The following is a 23,838-nucleotide window of genomic DNA, read 5'->3' on the forward strand; positions in this document are numbered from 1 at the left end:
CGCAGGCATTACAAGCCTTGCGCTCTTCGCTGCAATAGCAGAAGAACGGCCAGCATGACCGAGAATGACAAGGCTTCAAGTCGGCCGACTGTCGCGGATCGCAGCCCGTCCGCGGCAATCGCGGTCGATCACCTCGTCAAGGTCTACAAACAGACCCGCGCCGTCGACGATATCTCCTTCACGCTTCCGCGCGGCAGCATCACCGGCCTTCTGGGCGGCAACGGCGCCGGCAAGACCACGACCATCGCGATGATCATGGGCCTGGTGCTGCCGACCTCCGGCCGCGTGCAGGTGCTGGGGCATCGCATGCCCGAGGAGAGCGCGGCCGTGCTGGGCCGGATGAATTTCGAGAGCCCCTATGTCGACATGCCGATGCGGCTCACGGTGCGGCAGAACCTCACCGTGTTCGGCAAGCTTTATGCGGTGAAGAATCTCTCTGACCGCATCGCGAAGCTCGCCGCTGATCTCGACCTCACCGATTTCATCGACCGCGCCAACGGCAAGCTCTCGGCCGGTCAGAAGACCCGCGTGGCGCTGGCGAAGGCGCTGATCAACCAGCCCGAGCTGCTGCTCCTGGACGAGCCGACCGCCTCGCTCGACCCCGATACCGCCGACTGGGTGCGCGCGCATCTGGAACGCTATCGCCGGGACAACGACGCCACCATTCTCCTGGCCTCGCACAACATGCTCGAGGTCGAACGGCTCTGCGACCGCGTCATCATCATGAAGCGCGGCCGCATCGAGGACGACGACGCGCCGGAAGCAATCATGGCCCGCTACAACCGCACCACGCTGGAGGAGGTGTTTCTGGACGTCGCGCGCGGCCGGGCGAATGGTACGAAGGAGGCGGCGCGGTGAACAAGCGGAGCCGCAATCGTAGCCTGAATAGAGTGCCGTCATTCCGGGGCGCGCGGAGCGCGAGCCCGGAATCCATAACCACAAATGGCGGTTATGGACCGAGACGGGCAACTCCGAATCTCCGCCAAATTCAATCCTGTGGTTCTGGATCCCGGGCTCGCGACGATGTCGCGCCCCGGGATGACAGCAGAAGCGCGCCATGACCGACCTCTCCCTCCACCGCGGCATCTCGCTCCACCGCATCGGCGCGATGATCCTGCGCTACTGGTATCTCTTGCTGTCGTCCTGGCCGCGGCTGCTCGAGCTGCTGTACTGGCCGGCGCTGCAGGTCATTACCTGGGGCTTCCTCCAGCTCTACATCGCCGAGAACGCCAGTTTCTTCGCGCGCGCCGGCGGCACGCTGATCGGCGCCGTCATCCTCTGGGACATCCTGTTCCGCGGACAGCTCGGCTTCTCCATCTCGTTCCTGGAAGAGATGTGGGCGCGCAACCTCGGCAACCTCATGATGAGCCCGCTCAAGCCGATCGAGTTTCTGCTGTCGCTGATGGTCATGAGCCTGATCCGGCTCGCGATCGGTGTCATCCCGATGACGCTGCTGGCGCTGTTTCTGTTTCACTTCAACGTCTATGCCCTCGGCCTGCCGCTGATCGCCTTCTTCTGCAATCTGATCTTCACGAGCTGGTCGGTCGGCATCTTCGTCTCGGGTCTCGTGCTGCGGAACGGTCTCGGCGCCGAGAGCATCGTCTGGACGCTGATGTTCGCGATCCTGCCGCTCGCCTGCGTCTACTATCCTGTCAGCGTGTTGCCGGTCTGGCTGCAATACGTCGCCTGGGCATTGCCGCCGACCTACGCCTTCGAGGGCATGCGCGCGCTCCTGATTGAGCACACCTTCAGGACCGATCTGATGCTGCAGGCATTGGCCATCAACGCCCTGCTTCTGGCTGCATCTTTTTGGGCATTCCTTGCCCTTTTGCGCAGCGCCCGGGAGCATGGCTCACTGCTGTCGGGTGGCGAATAGGGTCACTTTCCCGTGGATTCATGGTGATTTGGCCGCTTCGGTTACGTAGATGTACGGAACCATGCATTGACGCAATATTACGCATTCGGCAGTATGCTGCGATGCGAAGAGGAATATAGCAATGCCCATTGGTGAGTTTGGCGGCGCCCCGCCGCTGGCGGCAGAAGGCAGTCCGGTCCTGACGACGCCGATGTACTGGATGTACGAGATGGCTCATGCCTCTCTCAATCCGGCACGTGCGGTCACCGACGCGACCAAGCTGCTCTTTCAGAATCCCCTCAACCCTTGGGCGCGCACCGAGGTCGGCAAGTCGGTCGCCGCGGCCTGCGAATTGTTCGAGCGCACCACCCGCCGCTACGGCAAGCCGGAATGGGGTCTCGACGACACCGAGGTCAACGGCATCCGCGTCCCCGTCGAGGTCCGCTCGGTCTGGGAAAAGCCGTTCTGCAATCTGCTCTATTTCGATCGCAAGTTCACCCGCCCGCTGCGTAGCCCGCAACCGCGCGTGCTGATCGTGGCCCCGATGTCCGGCCATTACGCAACGCTGCTGCGCGGCACGGTCGAGGCCTTCCTGCCGGCGCATGAAGTCTACATCACCGACTGGGCCGATGCCCGCATGGTCCCCTTGAGCGAAGGCCGCTTCGATCTCGACGACTACATCGACTATGTCATCGAGATGCTGCATGTGCTCGGCGGCAACACCCATGTCATGGCGGTGTGCCAGCCCTCCGTGCCCGTCGTCGCGGCCGTCTCGATCATGGAAGCGCGGCGCGATCCGTTCGTGCCGACCTCGATGACGCTGATGGGCGGCCCGATCGACACCCGCCGCAATCCGACCGCGGTGAACAACCTCGCCCAGGAGCGCGGTATCGACTGGTTCCGCAACCACGTCATCACCAAGGTGCCGTTCCCGCATCCGGGCATGATGCGCGACGTCTATCCCGGATTCCTGCAGCTGAACGGCTTCATCAGCATGAATCTCGATCGGCACATGGATGCGCACAAGCAGCTGTTTGCCAATCTGGTGAAGGGCGACGGCGATCTCGTCGACAAGCATCGCGACTTCTACGACGAATATCTCGCGGTGATGGATCTCTCGGCCGAGTATTACCTGCAGACCGTCGACACCGTGTTCGTGAAGCACTCGCTGCCGAAGGGCGAGATGACTCATCGTGGAACCCGCGTCGAACCGTCCAAGGTCAAGCGCGTCGCGTTGATGACGGTCGAAGGCGAGAACGACGACATCTCCGGCCTCGGTCAGACCGAAGCAACACACGGTTTGTGCAGCTCGATCCCCGATCATCGTCGCGTTCATTACGTCCAGAAGGGCGTCGGACACTACGGCGTGTTCAACGGATCGCGTTTCAAGTCGGAGATCGTGCCGCGGATTCACGACTTCATGGTTTCGGCCGCGAATCCGAGCTCGTTGCAGGCTCTCGCGGCTGAATAAAGCGTTTGCGAGCGAAGTGGTGGCCGGTTCGCGTAAAGAAAACGCGTCAGATTGAGAATCTAAAGCCGTTCCGATTTTCATCGGAACGACTCCAGCCGCGCATTTCGGCTTTCCCGTCGAAATTCCGGCGCCTGTCCGGGCCTTCGACGGGGTAAGCTCTCGCCGGATTCGCGGTATTTAGGTAGCCTTATAGGAGTGAGTCTTTCCTCACCTCTTGGGGGTGCCGCATGCATCCAGCGAGGGCGAAAAAAACGGGTTCCAACCCCAGTCTATAGGGTCTCCCGGGCGCCTGACCGCTGTATATTGGGCAAATGATTTGTTTTTGCGCCGAGCGCTTTCCCTGGCGGCGGTTATGGCAGAATCCGGGCGAACTCCTGCTCCCCGGACTGACAGACATGGCCACTCGCGCACTCCTTTATCGTCGGCCCCACGAACCGAAGACCCTCGTCATCACCCACGGATCGCAATTTTTTGCGATTCGGCTGCGTCGGCACCGCCGCGCGCGCCGCTACACGCTCAGAATTCATCCGAGCGACCGCGAAGCCATCCTCACCATGCCGCCGCGCGGCACGCTCGCGGAGGCCAAGGATTTCGCGCAGCGTCACGGTGCGTGGATCGCCGCACGTCTCGGCCGCCTGCCGAAGGCCGCACCGTTTCAGCCGGGCACGGTCATACCGCTGCGCGGCACGCCCCATCGCATCGTTCATCGCGCCGGCACGCGCGGCACGGTGTGGACCGAGACGCGCGAGTCCGGTGAACGCATTCTCTGCGTCGCCGGCGGCCTCGAACATGTCGACCGCCGGGTCGGCGACTTCCTCAAGCGCGAGGCACGCCGCGATCTTCAGCGCTCGGCGGAAGCCTATGCCGCCGAGCTCGGGGTCAGGGTCAAGCGGCTCTCGATCCGCGATCAGTCCAGCCGCTGGGGCTCCTGCACCTCGGCCGGCTCGCTGTCGTTCTCCTGGCGCCTGATCCTCGCACCGCCCTTCGTGCTCGACTATCTAGCCGCCCACGAAGTCGCCCATCTCGTCGAGATGAACCACTCGGCGCGGTTCTGGCGCGTGTGCGGCAAGGTCTGCCCGTCGATGGAGCGCGCCAAGAAGTGGCTCGACACCCACGGCAACGATCTGCACCGCTACGGGGTCGAGGATTAGGGCCTCGCTTCCCGCGTCTTGCAGGGTGTCATCGCCCGGCGTGACCGGGCGATCCAGTACGCTGAGACGGCTCTGATTGAATCGAGAAGCTGCGGCGTACTGGATTCCCCGCCTTCGCGGGGAATGACAGCGGAGAGCGGGGCGGCATCAAGCCATCGTCACGCCTTGAAATCCGCACTCGTTCCCGCCTGCGCGCGTGAGGCCAGATAGGCTGATTGCTGCTGCGCGCCAGCCGTCTGACCCTCCGCCACCATGGCCTGGAACGCCGCGTCGAGTTGCTCGCGACTATATGTCGTGGGCCTGCTCTCGCGCGGCGTCCATTGCGATTGCGTGATGGCCGTAGAGGCCTTCTCGACGGTGCCGCCAAGCAGCTCGGCATATCTGTCGGCCCGCCATTGCGCCAGGTCCGGCCCGCTCAAGCCGGGAGGATCTTCGAGCTTGCCGACCTTCGCTGCGGCCTGGTTGGTCATCACCGAGGACCCGCCATTGTACAACGTGGCCACCACCTTGCCGTCAACCTTGACCTGCGCGTAGGTGTTCTCCGGTGCGTTGTCTGCGGCGACCGGTTGCGTCGCACTTGCGTCGTGAGTCCTCAGCCAGTTCGTTGCCAGGAGGTCGCGCAGATGGGAATTGTCCGCCGCCGATATCACCTTGGCACCTGACAGCGGCTTGACCTGCGAGACGTCAATCCGGAAGCTGCTGGTCGCAGCCTCAGTCGCGTCCGGTACCACCGGTTGGAGACTCGATGCCGCATTCGACGCGGGAGTTGATGCGGGCCGAAGATGAGGCAACGCCGCACCGGATACATTTGAAATCATCGAACGCTCCCAGGTCCCTGCTCGACCTATGAGAGCAAATCCCGGGCCGAAGACGGCTGCTTGAAGAGATTGGTGTTTTTCCCATCAGCCATGCGTGGGTCGCGGTCGATCTTGCCGCGCTGGGCAGGAATTGCCGAAGTGATGAAGCGCGCGCTTCAGGCTCTGCGCTGCCTGCGCAAGCCGTTGATTTCATTATCCTCGGCTACTGTGCATGGGGTTGTTTTCGAGCGTTCTTGTTTCGAGGTCATCGAAACCTCGGGCAGAGCCTATCGATTCCCGCCAAACAGCCGGTCCATCAGCCAGCCATCCAGCCCCGCCGCCGCTTCCGGCCGCACATTGGCGCGCGTGGGAGGCGGCGGGCGATAGCCGCCGGCGTTCGCCGGTGCCGGTCCGGATGCTGCCGCTGTCGGTGGCGACACTTGCGAGGCCGCCTGGGCGAGGTTGGACAGGCCCCAGCCGCCTGGTGAGCTCGGCAGGTTTGCCACCGGCACGCCCTCATGCGCAGCCTTCATGAAGCGCGTCCAGACTTCCACCGGCAGGCCGCCGCCGGTCGCCTTCTTGGTCGGCGAGTTGTCGTCGTTGCCGAGCCAGACACCGGTGACGAGGTTGGCGGTGTAGCCGATGAACCAGGCGTCGCGATAATCTTGGCTGGTGCCGGTCTTGCCGGCGGCCGGCCAACCGGGAATTTCGGCCTTCTTGGCGGTGCCTGATATCAGCGTCTCCCGCATCATCGCGTTCATCATGCCGACATAGCGGGGTTCGATGACCTGGTTGCGCTCCTCCGGCTGGCGCATGTAGAGCAGCTTGCCGCTGAGCGTCCTGATCCGCGTCACGACATGCGGCGCCACCGCGAGGCCGCCATTGGCGAAGGGCGCATAGGCGCCGACCAGCTCGACCATGGAGACCTCGGAGGTGCCGAGCGCGATCGAGGCATTGGGTTCGAGCTTGGAGGAGATGCCGAGCCGGTGCGCGGTGCGCACCACGTTCTTCGGCCCGACCTCGAGGCCGAGGCGGATCGCGACCGTGTTGAGCGACATCGCCAGCGCCTGCGTCAGCGTCACCGCGCCGAAATATTCGTGGGTGTAGTTCTCGGGTCTCCAGCCCTTGACCTCGATCGGCGCGTCCTGGCGCATCGTGTCGGGCGTCAGGCCCTGTTCGAGCGCGGTGAGGTACACGAACGGCTTGAACGAGGAGCCCGGCTGGCGCTTGGCGGTCACAGCCCGGTTGTACTGGCTGTCGGAATAGTTCCGCCCGCCGACCATGGCGCGCACCGCGCCGTCGGGCGTCATCGCCACCAGTGCGCCCTGGCTGACATTGAACTTCACGCTCTTGGCCGCGAGCTCGTCGATGATCGCGGCTTCCGCCACGCTCTGCAGTTTCGGATCGATCGTGGTCTCGACCTTGATGCTCTCGTCGATCTGGCCGACCAGGTCGTCCAGCACCTCGCCGATCCAGTCCGCGACGTAATTGACCGTGCCGGCGCCCGCCGGCTTCACGTTGTAGGAAGGATGGCCGATCGAGGCCTTGGCCTGCGCGTCGGTGATGAATTTCGCGTCCGCCATCGCCGTGAGCACGATCTGCGCGCGCGCTTCGGCGCCTTCCGGATTGCGGTTCGGCGCAAGGCGCGACGGCGACTTGACGAGGCCGGCCAGCATCGCGGCTTCGGCGATCGTGACGTTCTTCGCCGACTTGCCGAAATATTTCTGTGCGGCGGCTTCGACGCCGTAGGCGCCGGAGCCGAAATAGACGCGATTGAGATAGAGCTCCAGGATGTCGTCCTTGGAGTGCTTGCGCTCCAGCCAGATCGCGAGCTCTGCCTCCTGCAGCTTGCGCTGTATGGTGCGCTCCTGGGTCAGGAACAGGTTCTTGGCGAGCTGCTGCGTCAGCGTCGAACCGCCCTGCGACACGCCGCGATGGAGCACGTTGGTGACGAGGGCCCGCAGGATGCCGACGGGATCGATGCCGAAATGCGAATAGAAGCGGCGGTCCTCGATGGCGATGAACGCCTTGGGCAGGTAGGGCGGCAGGTCCTTCAGCGCGACATTGGCGCCGGCCATCTCGCCGCGCTGCGCCAGCATGCTGCCGTCGATGCCGACGATCTGGATCGTCGGCGGCCGCTTGGGAATCTCCAGCGACTGGATCGGAGGCAGATGGGCGCCGACATAGACCACGACGGCGATCACGGCGATGGCGCCCCACAGGCTCAGCACCGCGCCCCAATAAACGAGGCGGCCGAGGCTGAAGCCGCCGCGCGACCTCGCGCGGCGCTTGGCGCCGCTGCGGCCGGCAGGTGCCTTCCGCTCGCGGGGTGGCTCGTCGCCGGCATCCTCGCTCTTGCGCTTGGCGGATGGTTTCGCAGATTTCTTCGGCTTGTCGTCGCCGCCGGGAACGCGGTCCGCAGCGGTCAGGCGCAGATCGGCGAGCGCCGCGGGCAAGCCGAACAGCGGCTCCTTCCGCGCACCCTTTTTCTTTCCCCACGCCATACGCAATACGCCCGGTCAGTCCGCCCCGCCGCACGCTAGCGGTCGCTGTTTAAGGCCCGGTTACCCTGTCGTTAACGCGTGATTAGGAGGTGGGGCATTCGCCCGCCGCAGTTCCGCTCCCCTGCCGCCGGGGCTAGGATCGCCCGCATAAATAAAAGGGAGCTCGCATGGGCCATATCGATCCGACCAAGGAGATCTTCGCGCAGTTCCGGGAGAACGACCGCCCGGGCCCGATCCACATGCTCAATCTGGTGCGCCTGCGGAAGGAGGCGGCCTATCCGGACGGCCGCAAGGCGAGCGGCGCGGAGGCCTATGCGGCCTATGGCCGCGAGAGCGGCCCGGTGTTCGAGCGTCTCGGCGGCCGCATCGTCTGGCAGGGCAGGTTCGAGCTGATGCTGATCGGCCCGCAGGAGGAGCGCTGGGACCATTGCTTCATCGCCGAATATCCGAGCGTCGCGGCCTTCGTCGAGATGATCCGCGATCCCGTCTATCGCGAGGCGGTGAAGCACCGCCAGGCCGCGGTGGAGGATTCGCGGCTGATCCGGCACGCCGTGCTGCCGGTCGGAAAGAATTTCGGGGAGATACCGAAGTAGATTGTAGGGTGGGTTAGCGCAGCGGCGGCGCGAAGCGCGGTCCGCTGGGCGTAACCCACCTCTTCTCGTTCCCGTGTATCGGCAGAAAGTGGTGGGTTACGCCTTCGGCTAACCCACCCTACGAGACCAGCGCCTAACCCGACGGGCCGGTGTCCTCGATGATCGGTCCGAACAGCTCCCAGCGTTCGCCGTTGAACTTCATCATCTGCATCTGCTTGTTGACGCGGTAGTCATTGGGGCCGGTGTTGATCTTGATACCCGGCAGCGCCAGGCTCGGCGTGTAGCCCTTGATGTTGGCGACCTGCTTCATGACGTTCTCGCGCGTCAGGTCGTCGCCGCATTGCTTCAAGACCTGCACCAGCAGCTCGGCCACCGAATAGGCATAGGTGTTGATGGTGTTGAGCTTGTCGCCCTCCGGGAAATACTTGTCCATGAAGGCGAAGAAGGCCTTCACGCCCGGATCGTCCTTCCACTGGGGATCGCCCGGGTCCTTGCCGTAATTGGTCGAGATGATGCCCTTGGAGATGTCGAGGCCGGCCGGCTTCAGCGTTGCCGACACCGGGCTCGCATTGATGTCGAGGATGTGCACCGGAGACCAGCCGAGATCGGCAAGCTTCTTGATCGCCTGCGCCGCGAATTTCGGCGTCGAGGCGTCGAAGAACAGATCAACTCCCATCGACTTCAGCTTGACCACCTGCGAATCGACGGTGGGGTCGGTGACTTCGTAGGAGACCTCGCCGACGATCATGCTGGCGGCCTTGTCGCCGAGGCCGCTCTTGAGCCCCGCCAGATAGTCGCGGCCCATGTCGTCGTTCTGGTAGAGCACGCCGATCTTGGCGTTGGGATGCTCCTTGAGAATGTACTTGGCGTAGATCCGCCCCTCGGACACGTAGTTGGGATTGTAGGCGATGGTCCAGGGATAGTTCTGCGGATCGTTGAAGCGCGCGGCGCCGGTCGAGGCGAGGAGTTGCGGGACCTTCTTGCCGTTGAGATACTTCTGCACGGCGGCATTCGCGGCGGTGCCGATCAGCTGGAAGGTGAACAGCACTTCGTCGCCTTCGACGAGCTTGCGCACCTGCTCGACGGTCTTCGGTGGCGAATAGGCGTCGTCATACTGGATCAATTTGATCTTGCGGCCGTTGATGCCGCCCTGATCGTTGATCATCTTGAAATAGGCGGCCTGGGTCTTGCCGATATTGGCGTAGACGGAATAGGCGCCGGAGAACGGCACGGTCTGGCCGATCTTGATCTCGGTGTCGGTTGCGCCGGTGTCGTATTTCTTCTGGGCGAGGGCCTGGCTGGTGGGGATTGCGACGGCGAGCGCCGCCGCGGCAGCTATGAAGGCTCTGCGATTGTTCATCTTGGGTTGTTCCTCCTGACGGAATTTTCGGCCGACGGTCTTTCTCCGTTGATTGCAACGGTCGCCATCGCTGCCGAAGATTGTGGAGGAAGGTTCGCCGCGGCGCAAGGATCGCCGCGCTGCGCCGTAGCGTCTCAGGCCAGAAACTAAGCCAAGAACAACGCAACCAGCGCGACCGCCGCCGGCAGCGCCTGCACCATCAGAATCCGCGTGCTGACGGTCGCCGCGCCATAGACGCCGGCGACGATCACGCAAAGCAGGAAGAACGCCTTGATCTGGAGCGCGAAGGCGGGATTGCCGTGCACGAGGCCCCAGGTCAGGCCGGCAGCGAGGAAGCCGTTATAGAGGCCCTGATTGGCAGCCAGCACTTTCGTGATCTCGGCCTTCTCCGGCGTATTCCGAAACACTTTGAGGCCCAGCGGCCTGTCCCAGAGAAACATCTCCAGGATCAGGAAGAAAACGTGCAGTGCCGCGACCAGCGCCACCAGCACATTGGCGATCAGGATCAAGGTCAGCTCCCCCAAGAGCGTCAGCTTTCGGGTGGACGTTAGCACGGCCCGCATGGCAAGTGCGATGGGTGTGTTTTCGATTGCCTGGTGCCGCGATGCCCGTTCGATCAACCAAGACGCCTGAACGCTTCCGCCTCGATCGCCTGATGACGCCGATCGGGATTGCGCTGCTCGTGACCGATGTCGACGGCGCGCTACGCGCGCTCGACTGGGAGGATTACGAGCATCGCATGCGCGAGCTGCTGCGCCTGCATTACGGTGCCGTGGATCTGAGCAACCAGCCTGCGCCCGCGGATATGCGAACGGCGCTGTCCGGCTATTTCGAGGGCGAACTCGGCCAGCTCTCTGCCATCGCCTGGCGCATCGCCGGCACGCCGTTCCAGCAGAAGGTCTGGACCGCGCTTGCGCAAATCCCGGCGGGTACCACGCTGAGCTACGGCGCGCTCGCCGCAAGGATCGCCATGCCCAAGGCTATTCGTGCGGTCGGCCATGCCAACGGCTCCAACCCGATCAGCGTGGTGCTGCCCTGTCACCGGCTGATCGGCGCGGATGGCTCGCTGGTGAAGTACGGCGGCGGCCTGGAGCGCAAGCGCTGGCTGCTGCGGCATGAGGGGGTGGAGGTGTGAAAGGCTAACGCGCCAATCTCTCCCCGTCGTCATTCCGGGGCGCGCGAAGCGCGAACCCGGAATCTCGAGATTCTCAGGTGCGCAAGTGCGCACCAGAGTTCGATGCTGCGCATCGCCCCGGAATGACGGCGGGAGTCACGCCGCCGGCTGCACCGCCTTGTCGCCGGCCATGACATGGGTCAGCGCGCTCTTGATTGCAGCCTGCCGCGTCGGCGCATTGATCTGCGCGCCCAGGAGGTCGGTGACGTAGAACACGTCGCGCGCGCGCTCGCCGAAGGTCGCGACATGGGCCGAGGCGATGTTGAGATTGAGCTTGGAGATGGCCGTGGTCAGCTCGTAGAGCAGGCCGGGCCGGTCGAGGCCCGAGACCTCGATCACGGTGTAACGGTCGGACCACTGGTTGTTGATGGTCACTTCCGGCTCGATCACGAACGGCTTCGCCTTGCTGCGTACGGTGCGCCGCGCCACGGCTTCGGGCAGGCGCAGCTTGCCCTCCAGCACGTCTTCGATCATCTCGCCGATGCGCGTGGCGCGCCGACCCTCGTCCTCGTCGCGTTCGTATTCCCGGGAGATCGAGATCGTGTCGAGCGCGCGGCCGTCGGTCGTGGTGTAGATCTGGGCATCGACGATGTTGGCGCCGGCCGAGGCACAGGCGCCCGCGATGATCGACAGCAGCCAGGGATGGTCGGCGGCAAAGATCGTCAGCTCGGTGACGCCGCGCACCTCGTCGAAGCCGACATTGATCGCCAGCTTGTGGCCGGCCTGCTCGCTGGAGCGGACGAAGCGGGCGTGGCGGATCTTGCGCGGCAGCTCGACCTTGAGCCAGTAGGCGGGATAGTGCCGGGCGATATAGGCGTCGAGCTCGTCCTTCGGCCATTCGGCGAAGGCCATGCGGAATTCGGCGTGCGCGGCCGCAAGACGTTTTCCCCGGTCGACCTCCGAGAATCCGCCCGTGAGCACCGGTTCCGTCTCATAGTATAGAGAGCGCAAGAGCTGCGCCTTCCAGCCGTTCCACACGCCCGGGCCGACGCCGCGGATGTCGGCCGTGGTCAGGATGGTCAAGAGCTTCATCTGCTCGACCGACTGCACCACGGCGGCGAAATTCTCGATGGTCTTGCGATCCGAGAGGTCGCGCGACTGCGCGACCGTGGACATCGTCAGATGCTCCTCGATCAGCCACGCCACGAGCTCGGTGTCGGCAGGGCTGAAGCCGAGCCGCGGGCACAGCCGTCGGGCGACCTTCGCGCCGGCGATCGAGTGATCCTCGGGCCTGCCCTTGGCGACGTCGTGCAGCAATGTCGCGATGTAGATCACCGCGCGGTGCTCGGGCCGGCTCTTGCGCATGAGATCGCTGGCGAGGGCGAACTCCTCGTTGCCGCCGCGCTCGATGTCCTGGAGGAAGCCGATGCAGCGGATCAAGTGCTCGTCGACGGTGTAGTGATGATACATATTGAACTGCATCATCGAGACGATCTTGCCGAAAGCGCGGATGAAGTGGCCGAGCACGCCGGTCTCGTTCATCCGCCGCAGCACGATCTCCGCGTTGTCGGAGGTCAGGATCTCCATGAACAGCCGGTTGGCCTCGGGATTTTCGCGCAAGCCCGCGTTGATCAGGCCGAGCGAGCGCGTCACGTCGCGCATCGCATCCGGGTGGAAAGCGAGGTTGTTCTTCTGCGCGAGGCGGAAGATGCGGATCAGGTTGACCGGATCGTGCTTGAAGACATCAGGCGCGGCGACGTTGATGCGGTTGTTGTCGACGATGAAGTCGTCGCTGTCAGGGACGCGCCGCCTCGCCGCGGTCGGTCGCAAGCGGGCCATCATCCGGCTCAGCACCGGGGCAGGCTTGGCCTGCTGGTCCTCGAGCTTGGCGCAGAGGATGGCGGTGAGGTTGCCGACTTCCTTGGCGACCAGGAAGTAGTGCTTCATGAAGCGCTCGACGTCCTGCATGCCGGGATGCGAGGTATAGCCGAGCCGGATCGCGATCTCGCGCTGGAGGTCGAAGGACAGGCGCTCCTCGGCGCGGCCAGAGTAGAAATGCAGATTGCAGCGCACCGACCAGAGGAAATCGGCGCAGCGGCGGAAGCTGCGATATTCCTGCGCGTCGAACACGCCGCGCGCGACCAGCTCGTGGGTATCGCGCACCCGGTAGACGTATTTGGCGATCCAGAACAGAGTGTGCAGGTCGCGCAAGGCTCCCTTGCCGTCCTTGACGTTGGGCTCGACAAGATAGCGCGACTGGCCGCCGCGGCGGTGCCGCTCCTCGCGCTCGGCGAGCTTTGCGGTGACGAATTCCGACGCGGTGCCCTGCACGACTTCCTTGTCGAAGCGCTCGACCAGCTCCTCATAGAGCGGCTTGTCGCCGGTGAGGAAGCGCGTCTCCAGGATCGCAGTGCGGATCGTCATGTCGCCACGCGCCTGCCGGATCGATTCGTCGACCGAGCGGGTGGCGTGGCCGACCTTCAGCCCCATGTCCCAGAGGCAATAGAGGATCGCCTCGGCGACCTGCTCGCCCCAGGCGGTCTGCTTGTAGGGCAGGATGAAGAGCAAATCGATGTCCGATTCCGGCGCCATCAGGCCGCGGCCATAGCCGCCCGTGGCCACGACCGCCATGCGCTCGGCGCCGCTCGGGATCGGCGAGCGGTAGAGATGGCGCGTCGCCGCCGAATACAGGATGCGGATGATCTCGTCCTGCACGTGGCACAGCCGCTCGGCGCAGCGCCGGCCGTGGCGGTCCTTCAAGAGGATAGCCTGCGCGGCGGCGCGCGCCGCGATAAGTTCCGCCTTGAGCAATTGCGCCATCGCCGTGCGGAACGCGTCCTCGCGTCCCTGATACTGTTCGGCAAGCGCATCGACCGCGGCGGTTATCCGCGTGGTGTCGAAACGATCGTCCACCCCGGCCTTCTGCTCAGTCGCGATGCTGTCCATGTCCCTCCGGATATAAGAGGTGACAGGCGCTGTCACGAGACATTCGCAAGCCAGCGACCGATGAGTTCGGTCATGCAGATCGGACAGTCTGTGGCGTTGCTCGTGATTCAAGCGTAACATCATGAAAATACGTTTGTTTTTGGCTCGATTCCGGTCGCTCATGGCAGGTCCCATCAATCATGAGCTGACACGAAACCGGCCGCCTTCTATACCGCTCGTGAGGAACGACATGCCGGGAGAGAACAAGATGGACGCTGTCCAACTGCGCCAGATGCAAGCCCCGATCAAAGAGCGCTACAAGACCGATCCCAAGGCCGCGCTGATCACGCTGAAGGCCAAGGGCTCCACCGACGGCGAAGGCATTGCCTGCAAGGTCGAGACCGGTCGTGCCATCGCGATGGCCGGCCTGCATCCGGGCACCGGCGGTTCCGGCCTCGAGCTTTGCTCCGGCGACATGCTGCTCGAAGCCCTGGTCGCCTGTGCCGGCGTCACGCTGAAGTCCGTCGCGACTGCGATCGAGGTGCCGCTCACGACCGGCAACGTCTACGCCGAGGGCGATCTCGACTTCCGCGGCACGCTCGGCATCGACAAGGAAGCTCCGGTCGGCTTCGCCGAGATCCGCCTACGCTTCGAGGTCGACACCGACGCGCCTCAGGACAAGCTCGACCTGCTGCTCAAGCTCACCGAGCGCTATTGCGTGGTCTATCAGACCATCAAGAACGGCCCCAAGGTGTCGGTGTCGATGCAGCGGATGTAAGGCGAAGGCCGCTACTCCACAATCGGTGTCGTCCCGGCGAACAGCAGGGACCCAGAATCCCTAGCGCCGATTGTATCGCCGAACTGTCCACTAAAGCTGCTCAACACAGCGAAGCCTATGAGTATGGGTCCCGGATCTGCGCTGCGCTTGTCCGGGACGACAAAACAAAAATGTCCCTCGACCTCCACTTCATCCTCTTTCTGCTCCTGCGCATGGCGATCGCGGCGGCGTTCGTGGTGTCGGCGTCGATCATCACCGAACGCGCGGGGCCTGTGATCGGCGCGCTGGTTGCGACCCTGCCGGTGTCGGCCGGTCCATCCTACGTCTTCCTCGCGATCGATCATGACGCCGCCTTCATCGCGCAGGGTGCGCTGGCGAGCCTGCCGGTCAATGCGGCGACGATTTTCATGTGTCTCACCTATGTCGTGCTGTCGCAGCGGCACAATCTCGTAGTGAGTTGTGGAAGCGCAGTCGCGGTCTGGATCGTGCTGGCATCGATCATCCGCCGGTTCGACTGGTCGCTCGCCGCGGGGCTTGCCGCCAACCTGATCGCATTCGGCATCTGCATTCCGCTCCTGGCGGGCTATCGCCATGTGAAAATGCCTTTGGTGACGCGCCGCTGGTACGACGTGCCGATGCGGGCTCTGCTGGTTGCGACTCTCGTCGCCATCGTGGTCTCGACGTCAGGATGGGTCGGCCCGCGGATCAGCGGTATCATCGCGCTGTTTCCGGTCGTGTTCACCAGCATGATGGTGATCCTGCACCCGCGCATCGGCGGCCCGCCGACGGCCGCGGTGCTTGCCAACTCCGCCTGGGGATTGCTCGGCTTCGGGATGGCGATCGCCATCATGCACATTGCGGTGGCGCAATTCGGATCGGCGACTGGTCTTTCTGTTGCGCTTGCAAGCTGCGTGCTGTGGAACTTGACGCTGTGGCAGCGTGGACGCGTCATGCGGAAGGCGCGGTCTCCGTGAGACTACGGAGCGGAGCGTCATCGCGCCGCGCAAACGCCGGGCCAGAAATGTCCAGCACAGCGCGGGTACGCACAAGCCATTGATCGAGATGCGTCATTTCAAATCGCAGCCGCGATTGCCGTTGGTCTTCGATGCGCACAGAATCGCTCTGGCTCCAGCCGATTTCCGACAGGTCTATTAGAACTTTCTTCGCGCTTTTCATCTACGAATAAACCAGCGTACCCGCGTCCGTTGCCGTGAGCGCGAACTCGTCCGAGCTGCATCCGAGTGCGGGGACGCGCGGGAATTGTCGATTTGAATACGGCTGTGCCGCTGCAACTGTTGTTTCCCCTACGAGCCGTCCACGCTATTTCGAGATGGAGATTCCTTGATGTTCGGTCGCAAGTCCCACAGTGATGCACAGGCACGACTCGACGCCATCGGCCGTTCGCAGGCCATGATCGAATTCAATCTCGATGGCTCGATCATCACGGCGAACAAGAACTTTCTCGACGCCCTCGGCTATCGGCTCGACGAGATTCAGGGCAAGCATCACTCCATGTTCGTGCCGGCCGACCAGCGCGAGTCCGCCGAGTACAAGGCGTTCTGGGCTGCATTGAACCGTGGCGAGTATCAGGCGCGCGAGTTCAAGCGGATCGCGAAGGACGGCCGCGAGGTCTGGATCGAAGCCTCCTACAATCCAGTGCTCGACGGCAACGGCAAGGCGGTGATGGTCGCCAAGATTGCGACCGACATCACTGCGAAGAAGATCCGGAGCATGACGGATGCGTCGAAGATCGCCGCCATCAGCCGCGCTCAGGCCGTCATCGAATTCAAGCTCGACGGCACCGTCGTCACGGCCAACGAGAATTTCTGCAGGACGCTCGGCTACTCGCTGGCGGAGATCGAGGGCAAGCATCACAGCCTGTTCGTGGCGGAGGCCGAACGCAACAGCTCGGCCTATCGCGAATTCTGGGCCGCTCTCAATCGCGGCGACTATCAGGCCGGCGAGTTCAAGCGGATCGCCAAGGGCGGCCGCGAGGTCTGGATTCTCGCCTCCTACAATCCGCTGCTCGACGAGACCGGCAAGCCGTACGGGGTCGTCAAGTTCGCAACCGACGTGACCGCGGAGAAGCTGAAGAACGCCGATCTCGCCGGTCAGATCGCCGCCATCGACAAGGCGCAGGCCGTGATCGAGTTCAACATGGACGGCACGATCATCACCGCCAACGCCAACTTCCTCGGCGCGCTCGGCTATTCGCTGGCCGAGATCAAGGGCCAGCATCACAGCATGTTCGTCGATCCCAGCGAGCGCGATGGCGCCGGCTATCGCGAGTTCTGGGCCGCGCTCAATCGCGGCGAATACCAGGCGGCCGAATACAAGCGCATCGGCAAGGGCGGCAAGGAGGTCTACATCCAGGCCTCCTACAATCCGATCCTCGATCTCAACGGCAAGCCGTTCAAGGTGGTGAAATACGCAACCGACACCACGCGGCAGGTGCTGGTCCGCATGGGCAATGAGCGCGTCCGCGGCATGATGGAATCGGTCGCCGCCGGCTCGGAGGAGCTCAACGCCTCGGTGCGGGAAATCTCCGAGGCGATGACCAAATCCCGCGAAACCGCGATGAGCGCGGTCGATCAGGTCTCCTCCGCCGACGCGCAGGCCCAGCGCCTCACCGAAGCCGCGCAGGCGATGAGCGGCATCGTCGAGATGATCAACAACATCACCGGGCAGATCAACCTGCTCGCGCTCAACGCCACGATCGAGTCGGCCCGCGCCGGCGAGGCCGGCCGCGGCTTCGCGGTGGTCGCCTCCGAAGTCAAGAGCCTCGCCAACCAGGCCAAGCAGGCGACCGACAAGATCGGCGAGGAGATCGGCAGCCTCAACAGCATTTCCGGCGACGTCGTCAGCGCGCTCGGTTCGATCAAGCAGGCGATCAACAATGTCAGCGAGTACGTCACCTCGACGGCCGCGGCGATCGAGGAGCAGAGCACCGTGACGAACGAGATGTCGACCAGCATGCAGCGCGCGGCGGCAGAAGCGGCGGCGATCGCGGCGAGGGCGTAGGCTATCCAGCCTGCATTTGTAGCCCGCATGAGCGCTGCGATATGCGGGACATACGTCCCCGGATGTCGCTTCGCTCATCCGGGCTACGATACCACTATTGCTTCGGCAGCCTGGCCTTCAACGCATAGAGCGCGTCCAGCGCTTCGCGTGGCGACATTTCGTCGGGGTGCAGCGCCTTCACCGCCTCCATCAGCAACTCGGCTTCGGTCGGCGGCGCGGCTTCCGCGGCGGCGCGCGACGGCACGGCGAACAGCGGCAGGTCGTCCACCAAGGCTCGCGCGGTCTGGCCGCGGTCCTGCGCCTCCAGCTTGGAGAGCACGGATTTGGCGCGTGTGATCACCGCCGGCGGCAGGCCGGCGAGTTTCGCCACCTGGATGCCGTAGGAGCGGTCGGCCGAGCCCGGCAGCACCTCGTGCAGGAACACGACGTTGCCCTGCCACTCCTTCACCCGCACCGTCGCATTGAACATCCGCGGCAGCTTGGCCGAGAGTGCGGTCAGCTCGTGATAATGCGTCGCGAACAGCGTCCGGCAGCGATTGCGCTCGTGCAGATGCTCGATCGCGGCCCAGGCGATCGAGAGGCCGTCGAAGGTCGCGGTGCCACGCCCGATCTCGTCGAGAATCACCAGAGCGCGCTCGCCGGCCTGGTTCAGGATCGCCGCGGTCTCGACCATCTCCACCATGAAGGTGGAGCGGCCTCGGGCCAGATCGTCGGCGGCGCCGACGCGCGAGAACAGGCGGTCGACGATGCCGATCCGCGCGCGCGTGGCCGGCACGAAGCTGCCGATCTGCGCCATCAGCGCGATCAGCGCATTCTGGCGCAGGAAGGTCGATTTACCCGCCATGTTCGGGCCGGTCAGCAGCCAGAGCTGGCCGGATTTCTGCGCTGGCGCAGGCGACAGGTCGCAGGCATTGGCGATGAACGGCTCGCCGTTGCGCTTCAGGGCCTGCTCGACCACGGGATGGCGTCCGGCCTCGATCGCAAAGCTGAGCGAGCCATCGACCTCGGGCCGCACATAGTTCTCGTCGACCGCGAGCTTGGCCAGCGACGTCGCGACGTCCAGCAGCGCAAAACCTTGTGCCGCGGCGCGCAGATCGTCGCTGATCTCGAGCGCTTTCGCACAGAGCCGCTCGAAGATCTCGAGCTCGAGCCCGAGCGCGCGGTCGCCGGCATTGGCGATCTTGGCTTCGATCTCGCCGAGCTCGGAGGTGGTGAAGCGCACCTGTCCCGCCAGCGTCTGGCGATGGATGAAGGTGGCGTTCAGGGGCGGCGACATCAGCTTGTCGCCGTGCTGGGCCGTGACCTCGACGAAATAGCCGAGCACGTTGTTGTGCCGGATCTTCAGAGCCTTGACGCCGGTGTCGTCGGCGTAGCGCGCCTGCATCGAGGCCACCACGAGGCGTGAGGCGTCGCGCAGGTTCCGCGCCTCGTCGAGGGCGGGCTCAAAGCCGGGACGAACGAACCCGCCGTCGCGCTTGATCAGGGGCAGCTGCTCGTCGAGCGCACGGGCAAATTCGGATGCGAGTTCGCGCGACGGCCTTTGCAGCGCCGCCATCACCGCCGTGATCTCCTGCGGCGCCCCATCCAGTTCGGAGAGCCGCGTCAGCACCTGGTCGGCGGCGATGACGCCGTCGCGGATGCCGGCGAGGTCGCGCGGTCCGCCGCGGCCGACCGAGAGCCGAGCCAATGCGCGCGACATGTCGGGTGCGCCGCGCAAAATGCTGCGAATGTCCTCGCGCGCCGTGGAATCGGCAACGAAGGCGCTGACCGCGTCGAGCCGGCGGGCGATTGCCGGGGCATCCGTCAGCGGCGCCGCCAGACGCTGTGCGAGCAGGCGCGAACCCGCCGAGGTGACCGTGCAATCGATCGCGTCGAGCAGCGAGCCGCGGCGTTCGCCGGCCAGCGTCCGCGTCAGCTCGAGATTGGCGCGGGTGGCCGGGTCGATTGCCATGGTCGCGCCGGAAGCCTCGCGCGCGGGCGGCGACAGCGGCGGATGCTTGCCGACCTGGGTGCGGTCGACATAGGTGACGGCGGCGGCCGCGGCGGTGGCCTCCAGGCGCGTGAGCTGGGAGAGCCCGTCCATGGTCGCGACGGCGAAGTAGTCGCACAGCCGCTTCTCGGCGGTCGCGCCGTCGAACACGTCGCGGGTCAGCGGCGTCACCGCCGGCAGCTCGCGCAGGGTCTGTCCGAGCTCGCTGTCGTTGTAGAGCGCGTCGGTGACGATCGCCTCGTTCGGGTTGATGCGCGCCAGCGTGGCGGCGAGCTCGCCGCCCGAAACTTCGGTGACCATGAATTCGGCGGTCGAGATGTCGATCCAGGCAAGGCCGAAGCGGTCGCCGCCGGCGGAGGAGCGGGCACGCGCGATCGCCAGCAGGTAATTGTTGGCGCGCGCGTCGAGCAGCGTGTCCTCGGTCAGCGTGCCCGGCGTCACCAGCCGCACCACGCCACGGCGCACAACGCTCTTGTTGCCGCGCGCCTTGGCCGCGGCGGGATCCTCGGTCTGCTCGCAGACCGCGACCCGGTGGCCGGCCGAGATCAGGCGATGCAGATAATCCTCGGAGCGCTCGACCGGCACGCCGCACATCGGGATATCCGCGCCCTGATGCTTGCCGCGCTTGGTCAGGACGATGCCGAGCGTTTTCGAGGCGATCTCCGCGTCCTCGAAGAACAGCTCGTAGAAGTCGCCCATCCGGTAGAACAGCAGGAGGCCCTGATGCGCCGCCTTGATATCGAGGTACTGTTCCATCATCGGCGTGACGCGCGCGGCGGCTTCGGCCTGCGGCGCGGGCGTGTCCTCGGGGGGCGGGACAGGTATCGGCTGTTGCATCGTCATGGGCGGCGCAACCTACAAAATTTCGGTACCTGCTCCTATCGCTTTGGCCGGGAGGAGCGGGTTTTCCACGTTGTCCGCAGTGGGAGGCGCGAGGTGCTGCCACATTCTCGGTCGTCATTCCGGGATGCGCCGTCAGGCGCAGGCCCGGAAATCCATCGGGCCGCACGTCACGCCGACAAATGGATTCCGGGTTCGCGCCAAATGGCGCGCCCCGGAATGACGTCTGACCCGCGAAACCGTCAATTGACCTGCCGCGGGCGCCCTCCTAAAACTCCGCCGACATTGAAGAATTTGGCCGGACCGCGGCATTCAGGGAGAACAACGATGCGTGACGTCTTTATCTGCGATGCCGTGCGGACCCCGATTGGCCGTTTTGGAGGCTCGCTCGCCAAGGTGCGCGCCGACGATCTGGCCGCCGCCCCCATCAAGGCGCTGATGGCCAAGCACCCCAATCTCGACTGGGCGCAGGTGGACGAAGTGTTCTTCGGTTGCGCCAACCAGGCCGGCGAGGACAACCGCAATGTCGCGCGCATGGCGCTGCTGCTGGCGGGCCTGCCGGATTCGGTTCCCGGCCAGACCCTGAACCGGCTCTGCGCCTCGGGCCTTGATGCAGTCGGCGCCGCGGGCCGCGCCATCCGCGCCGGCGAGATCGAGCTCGCCATCGCAGGCGGCGTCGAATCGATGACGCGCGCACCCTTCGTGATGGGCAAGGCGCAGGAAGCCTTCTCGCGTTCGGCCGAGATCTTCGACACCACCATCGGCTGGCGCTTCATCAATCCGCTGCTCAAAGCGCAGTACGGCGTCGATGCGATGCCCGAGACCGGCGAGAACGTCGCCGAGGAATTCCAGGTTTCGCGCGCCGACCAGGACGCCTTCGCGATCCGCTCGCAGCAGCGTGCGGGTGCGGCGATCGCGGCAGGCTATTTCGCCGAGGAAATCACGCCGATCACCATTCCCGGCGGCAAGGCCGGCCCCATCACCGTCGACAAGGACGAGCATCCCCGTCCCGAGACCACGCTGGAAGGTCTCGCCAAGCTGAAGCCGATCGTGCGCAATCCCGGCACGGTGACGGCCGGCAACGCCTCCGGTGTCAATGACGGCGCCGCCGCCATGATCCTGGCCTCGGAAGCCGCGGTGAAAAAGCATGGCCTGACGCCGCGGGCCCGCATCCTCGGGCTCGCCTCGGCCGGCGTGCCGCCGCGCATCATGGGCATCGGCCCGGTGCCGGCCACACGCAAGCTGATGGAGCGGCTCGGCAAGAAGATCAGCGATTTCGACCTGATCGAGCTGAATGAAGCCTTCGCCTCGCAGGGCATCGCCTGCCTGCGCCAGCTCGGCGTCAAGGACGATGCCGATTTCGTCAATCCGCATGGCGGCGCCATCGCGCTCGGCCATCCGCTCGGCATGAGCGGCGCGCGCCTCGCCCTCACCGCCGTCCACGGCATGGAGAAGCGCGGCGGCAAGCTGGCGCTGGCCACCATGTGCGTCGGCGTCGGCCAGGGTGTGGCCGTCGCGATCGAGAAGCTGAACTGACGGGACGCGTAGCGTCCTGTCATCCCGGGACTCGGTGCCCAGCACTCGTCATGCCCGGGCTTGTCCCGGGCATCCACGTTTTTGGTGCTGTGAGAAGATCGTGGATGGCCGGGCATAGGCGAGCGGAAGCGACGCCGTCCTTCGGACGGCTACGCCCGGCCATGACGAAAGGTGAGAGGGCCGTCTGATGATCATCGAGCGCGAGCAGGACGTCACGGCCGCGGCGCTGGCGGTGATGGAGCGGACAACCGATCCGCGGCTGCGCCAGATCATGGTCTCCCTGGTCAAGCACCTGCACGGCTTCGTGCGCGATGTCCGCCTGACGGAGAAAGAGTTCCGCGACGCGACCGCCGTCATCGCCGAGCTCGGCAAGCTGACGACCGACACGCATAATGAAGTCGTGCTGATGGCGGGCTCGCTCGGCGTCTCGCCGCTGGTGTGCCTGCTCAACAATGGCGATCAGGGCAATACCGAAACCGATCAGTCGCTGCTTGGGCCGTTCTGGCGGCTGAACTCGCCGCGGGTGGAGAACGGTGGCTCCATCGTCCGTTCCGAGACGCCGGGTGCGCCGCTGTTCGTCAGCGGCCGCGTCGTCGACAAGGACGGACGGCCCGTCGCGGGGGCCGAGGTCGATGTCTGGCATGCCTCGCCGGTCGGCCTCTACGAGAACCAGGACCCCGAGCAGGCCGACATGAACCTGCGCGGCAAGTTCACGACCGACGCGGATGGGCGCTTCTCCTTTCGTTCGGTGATGATGGTCGGGTATCCCATCCCGACCAATGGCGTGGTCGGCCGCCTGCTCGAGGCGCAAAGCCGGCATCCCTACCGTCCCGCGCATCTGCACGCCCTGATCTTCAAGCCCGGGTTCAAGGTGCTGATCTCGCAGGTTTACGATCCCGCCGACCCGCATATCGACAGCGACGTGCAGTTCGGGGTGACGCAGGCGCTGATCGGCAAGTTCCAGCGCCACGACACGCCGCATTCGACCGCACGTGATGTTGCGGCGCCCTGGTACTCGCTCGACCACACCTATCGTCTGGAGGCGGGGGAGGCAGTGCTGCCGCGTCCGCCGATCAAATAGCCCGATCCTGCCGGGCGCAGGACGCCTGCCAAACCGGCTTCCCTAGATTAGTTATATTCTATAATGATCGGCGGAAGCGTTGACCGGCCGGACCGAAATGGCCGGGGAGGAGTTCGCCCATGACATTCATCTATCCCGTCGACAGCAACAAGGCGCATCCGCTGCCGCTGTCGCCCGAGTACAAGAGCTCGATCAAGCGCGCGCCGAACAAGCCGTTGATCCCGATGCGCCACACCCTGTCGGAGCTGACCGGTCCGGTCTACGGCCATGAGACCGTGCGCGAGGGCGACAGCGATCTCACCACCCAGCACAGTGGCGAGCCGATCGGCGAGCGCATCATCGTCCACGGCCATGTGCGCGACGAGGACGGCCGCGGCGTGCCGAACTCGCTCGTCGAGATCTGGCAGGCCAATGCCTGCGGCCGCTACGTCCATGTCCGCGACCAGCATCCGGCGCCGCTCGATCCGAACTTCACCGGCGCCGGCCGCACCGTGAGCGATGCCTCCGGTTACTACCGCTTCGTCACCATCAAGCCGGGCGCCTATCCCTGGGGCAATCATCACAACGCGTGGCGGCCGGCGCACATCCATCTGTCGGTGTTCGGCCATTCCTTCGTGACGCGCCTGGTGACCCAGATGTATTTCCCGAACGACCCGCTGTTTCCGTTCGACCCGATCTTCAACTCGGTGCCGGACGAGAAGGCGCGGGCGCGGATGGTTTCCTCGTTCGATCTCGAGAACACAAAGCCCGAATGGGCGCTGTGCTACCGCTTTGACATCGTGCTGCGCGGCAAGAACGCTACGCCTATGGAGAACCACTAAA

Annotated in this window: 18 protein-coding genes; 12 read left to right on the forward strand and 6 right to left on the reverse strand. The window is 64.9% G+C overall.

The features are described from left to right. Positions 1 to 54: 54 nt before the first annotated feature. The 4 genes from H1B27_RS06415 to H1B27_RS06430 all read left to right on the forward strand — a co-directional run bounded on the left by H1B27_RS06415 (position 55) and on the right by H1B27_RS06430 (position 4,477). A complete protein-coding gene (locus H1B27_RS06415; RefSeq protein WP_197965396.1) occupies positions 55 to 858 on the forward strand; it encodes an ABC transporter ATP-binding protein in 804 nt (267 codons plus the stop codon). Between the two features lie 199 nt (positions 859 to 1,057). After that, positions 1,058 to 1,876: an ABC transporter permease gene (locus H1B27_RS06420; protein ID WP_197965397.1), complete on the forward strand. Its 819-nt coding sequence runs from the start codon at positions 1,058 to 1,060 to the stop codon at positions 1,874 to 1,876. A 121-nt stretch (positions 1,877 to 1,997) separates the two neighbouring features. Further along, entirely contained in the window at positions 1,998 to 3,326 is a 1,329-nt protein-coding gene (locus H1B27_RS06425) for a polyhydroxyalkanoate depolymerase (RefSeq protein WP_197965398.1), read from the forward strand. Between the two features lie 311 nt (positions 3,327 to 3,637). Continuing rightward, positions 3,638 to 4,477, forward strand: coding sequence for a M48 family metallopeptidase (locus H1B27_RS06430; RefSeq protein ID WP_061879835.1), 840 nt, complete (start codon positions 3,638 to 3,640; stop codon positions 4,475 to 4,477). Positions 4,478 to 4,635: 158 nt separating this feature from the next. On the opposite strand, the gene H1B27_RS06435 is transcribed toward H1B27_RS06430, so the two are convergent. Next, complete coding sequence (locus H1B27_RS06435) at positions 4,636 to 5,295, reverse strand: hypothetical protein (RefSeq protein WP_197965399.1); 660 nt, start codon at positions 5,293 to 5,295, stop codon at positions 4,636 to 4,638. Positions 5,296 to 5,561: 266 nt separating this feature from the next. Then, on the reverse strand, positions 5,562 to 7,778 hold the full coding sequence (locus tag H1B27_RS06440) for a transglycosylase domain-containing protein (RefSeq protein ID WP_197965400.1): 2,217 nt from the start codon (positions 7,776 to 7,778) through the stop codon (positions 5,562 to 5,564). Positions 7,779 to 7,945: 167 nt separating this feature from the next. On the opposite strand from H1B27_RS06440, the gene H1B27_RS06445 reads away from it, so the two are divergent. Beyond that, the gene (locus H1B27_RS06445; RefSeq protein ID WP_197965401.1) at positions 7,946 to 8,371 is read left to right on the forward strand and encodes a DUF1330 domain-containing protein; all 426 of its coding nucleotides are present in this window, start codon (positions 7,946 to 7,948) and stop codon (positions 8,369 to 8,371) included. 133 nt (positions 8,372 to 8,504) lie between these two features. Here H1B27_RS06445 and H1B27_RS06450 read toward each other — a convergent pair whose 3' ends face one another. Together H1B27_RS06450 and H1B27_RS06455 are read right to left on the reverse strand one after the other, a co-directional pair. Continuing rightward, positions 8,505 to 9,731 carry an ABC transporter substrate-binding protein gene (locus H1B27_RS06450; RefSeq protein ID WP_197965402.1) on the reverse strand — a complete coding sequence of 409 codons (1,227 nt, stop codon included), beginning with the start codon at positions 9,729 to 9,731 and terminating at the stop codon, positions 8,505 to 8,507. Positions 9,732 to 9,877: 146 nt separating this feature from the next. Beyond that, positions 9,878 to 10,294: a DUF1304 domain-containing protein gene (locus tag H1B27_RS06455; protein WP_197965403.1), complete on the reverse strand. Its 417-nt coding sequence runs from the start codon at positions 10,292 to 10,294 to the stop codon at positions 9,878 to 9,880. 41 nt (positions 10,295 to 10,335) lie between these two features. On the opposite strand from H1B27_RS06455, the gene H1B27_RS06460 reads away from it, so the two are divergent. Next, a complete protein-coding gene (locus H1B27_RS06460; RefSeq protein ID WP_197965404.1) occupies positions 10,336 to 10,866 on the forward strand; it encodes a methylated-DNA--[protein]-cysteine S-methyltransferase in 531 nt (176 codons plus the stop codon). Positions 10,867 to 11,001: 135 nt separating this feature from the next. Here the strand turns inward: H1B27_RS06460 and H1B27_RS06465 are convergent, their stop codons facing one another. After that, positions 11,002 to 13,791 (reverse strand): [protein-PII] uridylyltransferase, encoded by a 2,790-nt coding sequence (locus H1B27_RS06465; protein ID WP_197965405.1) that lies wholly within the window; start codon positions 13,789 to 13,791, stop codon positions 11,002 to 11,004. Between the two features lie 247 nt (positions 13,792 to 14,038). On the opposite strand from H1B27_RS06465, the gene H1B27_RS06470 reads away from it, so the two are divergent. From H1B27_RS06470 to H1B27_RS06480, 3 genes are all read left to right on the forward strand, one after another. Next, on the forward strand, positions 14,039 to 14,548 hold the full coding sequence (locus tag H1B27_RS06470) for an OsmC family protein (RefSeq protein WP_061880252.1): 510 nt from the start codon (positions 14,039 to 14,041) through the stop codon (positions 14,546 to 14,548). A 170-nt stretch (positions 14,549 to 14,718) separates the two neighbouring features. Beyond that, the gene (locus tag H1B27_RS06475; protein ID WP_197965406.1) at positions 14,719 to 15,522 is read left to right on the forward strand and encodes a hypothetical protein; all 804 of its coding nucleotides are present in this window, start codon (positions 14,719 to 14,721) and stop codon (positions 15,520 to 15,522) included. Between the two features lie 370 nt (positions 15,523 to 15,892). Further along, on the forward strand, positions 15,893 to 17,569 hold the full coding sequence (locus tag H1B27_RS06480) for a methyl-accepting chemotaxis protein (protein ID WP_197965407.1): 1,677 nt from the start codon (positions 15,893 to 15,895) through the stop codon (positions 17,567 to 17,569). Positions 17,570 to 17,663: 94 nt separating this feature from the next. Here H1B27_RS06480 and mutS read toward each other — a convergent pair whose 3' ends face one another. After that, on the reverse strand, positions 17,664 to 20,402 hold the full coding sequence (gene mutS / locus H1B27_RS06485; RefSeq protein ID WP_197965408.1) for a DNA mismatch repair protein MutS: 2,739 nt from the start codon (positions 20,400 to 20,402) through the stop codon (positions 17,664 to 17,666). Between the two features lie 324 nt (positions 20,403 to 20,726). Between mutS and pcaF the strand changes: the two genes are divergently transcribed. The 3 genes from pcaF (at position 20,727) to pcaH (ending at position 23,837) form a co-directional block, all read left to right on the forward strand. Further along, positions 20,727 to 21,935, forward strand: a complete 1,209-nt coding sequence (gene pcaF, locus H1B27_RS06490) for a 3-oxoadipyl-CoA thiolase (RefSeq protein ID WP_197965409.1) — start codon at positions 20,727 to 20,729, stop codon at positions 21,933 to 21,935. A 187-nt stretch (positions 21,936 to 22,122) separates the two neighbouring features. Next, positions 22,123 to 23,016 carry a dioxygenase family protein gene (locus H1B27_RS06495; protein ID WP_197965410.1) on the forward strand — a complete coding sequence of 298 codons (894 nt, stop codon included), beginning with the start codon at positions 22,123 to 22,125 and terminating at the stop codon, positions 23,014 to 23,016. A gap of 119 nt (positions 23,017 to 23,135) precedes the next feature. After that, positions 23,136 to 23,837, forward strand: coding sequence for a protocatechuate 3,4-dioxygenase subunit beta (gene pcaH, locus H1B27_RS06500; protein WP_197965411.1), 702 nt, complete (start codon positions 23,136 to 23,138; stop codon positions 23,835 to 23,837). Position 23,838 lies beyond the last annotated feature (1 nt).

The sequence above is a fragment of the Bradyrhizobium diversitatis genome, from assembly GCF_016031635.1.
Taxonomy (GTDB): domain Bacteria; phylum Pseudomonadota; class Alphaproteobacteria; order Rhizobiales; family Xanthobacteraceae; genus Bradyrhizobium; species Bradyrhizobium diversitatis.

Coding starts and splice junctions, on each gene's coding strand:
- H1B27_RS06415 (WP_197965396.1), top strand. CDS start 55: ATGACCGAGAATGACAAGGCTTCAAGTCGGCCGACTGTCGCGGATCGC.
- pcaF (WP_197965409.1), top strand. CDS start 20,727: ATGCGTGACGTCTTTATCTGCGATGCCGTGCGGACCCCGATTGGCCGT.
- mutS (WP_197965408.1), bottom strand. CDS start 20,402: ATGACGATGCAACAGCCGATACCTGTCCCGCCCCCCGAGGACACGCCC.
- H1B27_RS06480 (WP_197965407.1), top strand. CDS start 15,893: ATGTTCGGTCGCAAGTCCCACAGTGATGCACAGGCACGACTCGACGCC.
- H1B27_RS06425 (WP_197965398.1), top strand. CDS start 1,998: ATGCCCATTGGTGAGTTTGGCGGCGCCCCGCCGCTGGCGGCAGAAGGC.
- H1B27_RS06475 (WP_197965406.1), top strand. CDS start 14,719: ATGTCCCTCGACCTCCACTTCATCCTCTTTCTGCTCCTGCGCATGGCG.
- H1B27_RS06465 (WP_197965405.1), bottom strand. CDS start 13,791: ATGGACAGCATCGCGACTGAGCAGAAGGCCGGGGTGGACGATCGTTTC.
- H1B27_RS06440 (WP_197965400.1), bottom strand. CDS start 7,778: ATGGCGTGGGGAAAGAAAAAGGGTGCGCGGAAGGAGCCGCTGTTCGGC.
- H1B27_RS06455 (WP_197965403.1), bottom strand. CDS start 10,294: ATGCGGGCCGTGCTAACGTCCACCCGAAAGCTGACGCTCTTGGGGGAG.
- H1B27_RS06430 (WP_061879835.1), top strand. CDS start 3,638: ATGATTTGTTTTTGCGCCGAGCGCTTTCCCTGGCGGCGGTTATGGCAG.
- pcaH (WP_197965411.1), top strand. CDS start 23,136: ATGACATTCATCTATCCCGTCGACAGCAACAAGGCGCATCCGCTGCCG.
- H1B27_RS06470 (WP_061880252.1), top strand. CDS start 14,039: ATGGACGCTGTCCAACTGCGCCAGATGCAAGCCCCGATCAAAGAGCGC.
- H1B27_RS06435 (WP_197965399.1), bottom strand. CDS start 5,295: ATGATTTCAAATGTATCCGGTGCGGCGTTGCCTCATCTTCGGCCCGCA.
- H1B27_RS06495 (WP_197965410.1), top strand. CDS start 22,123: ATGATCATCGAGCGCGAGCAGGACGTCACGGCCGCGGCGCTGGCGGTG.
- H1B27_RS06445 (WP_197965401.1), top strand. CDS start 7,946: ATGGGCCATATCGATCCGACCAAGGAGATCTTCGCGCAGTTCCGGGAG.
- H1B27_RS06450 (WP_197965402.1), bottom strand. CDS start 9,731: ATGAACAATCGCAGAGCCTTCATAGCTGCCGCGGCGGCGCTCGCCGTC.
- H1B27_RS06420 (WP_197965397.1), top strand. CDS start 1,058: ATGACCGACCTCTCCCTCCACCGCGGCATCTCGCTCCACCGCATCGGC.
- H1B27_RS06460 (WP_197965404.1), top strand. CDS start 10,336: ATGCCCGTTCGATCAACCAAGACGCCTGAACGCTTCCGCCTCGATCGC.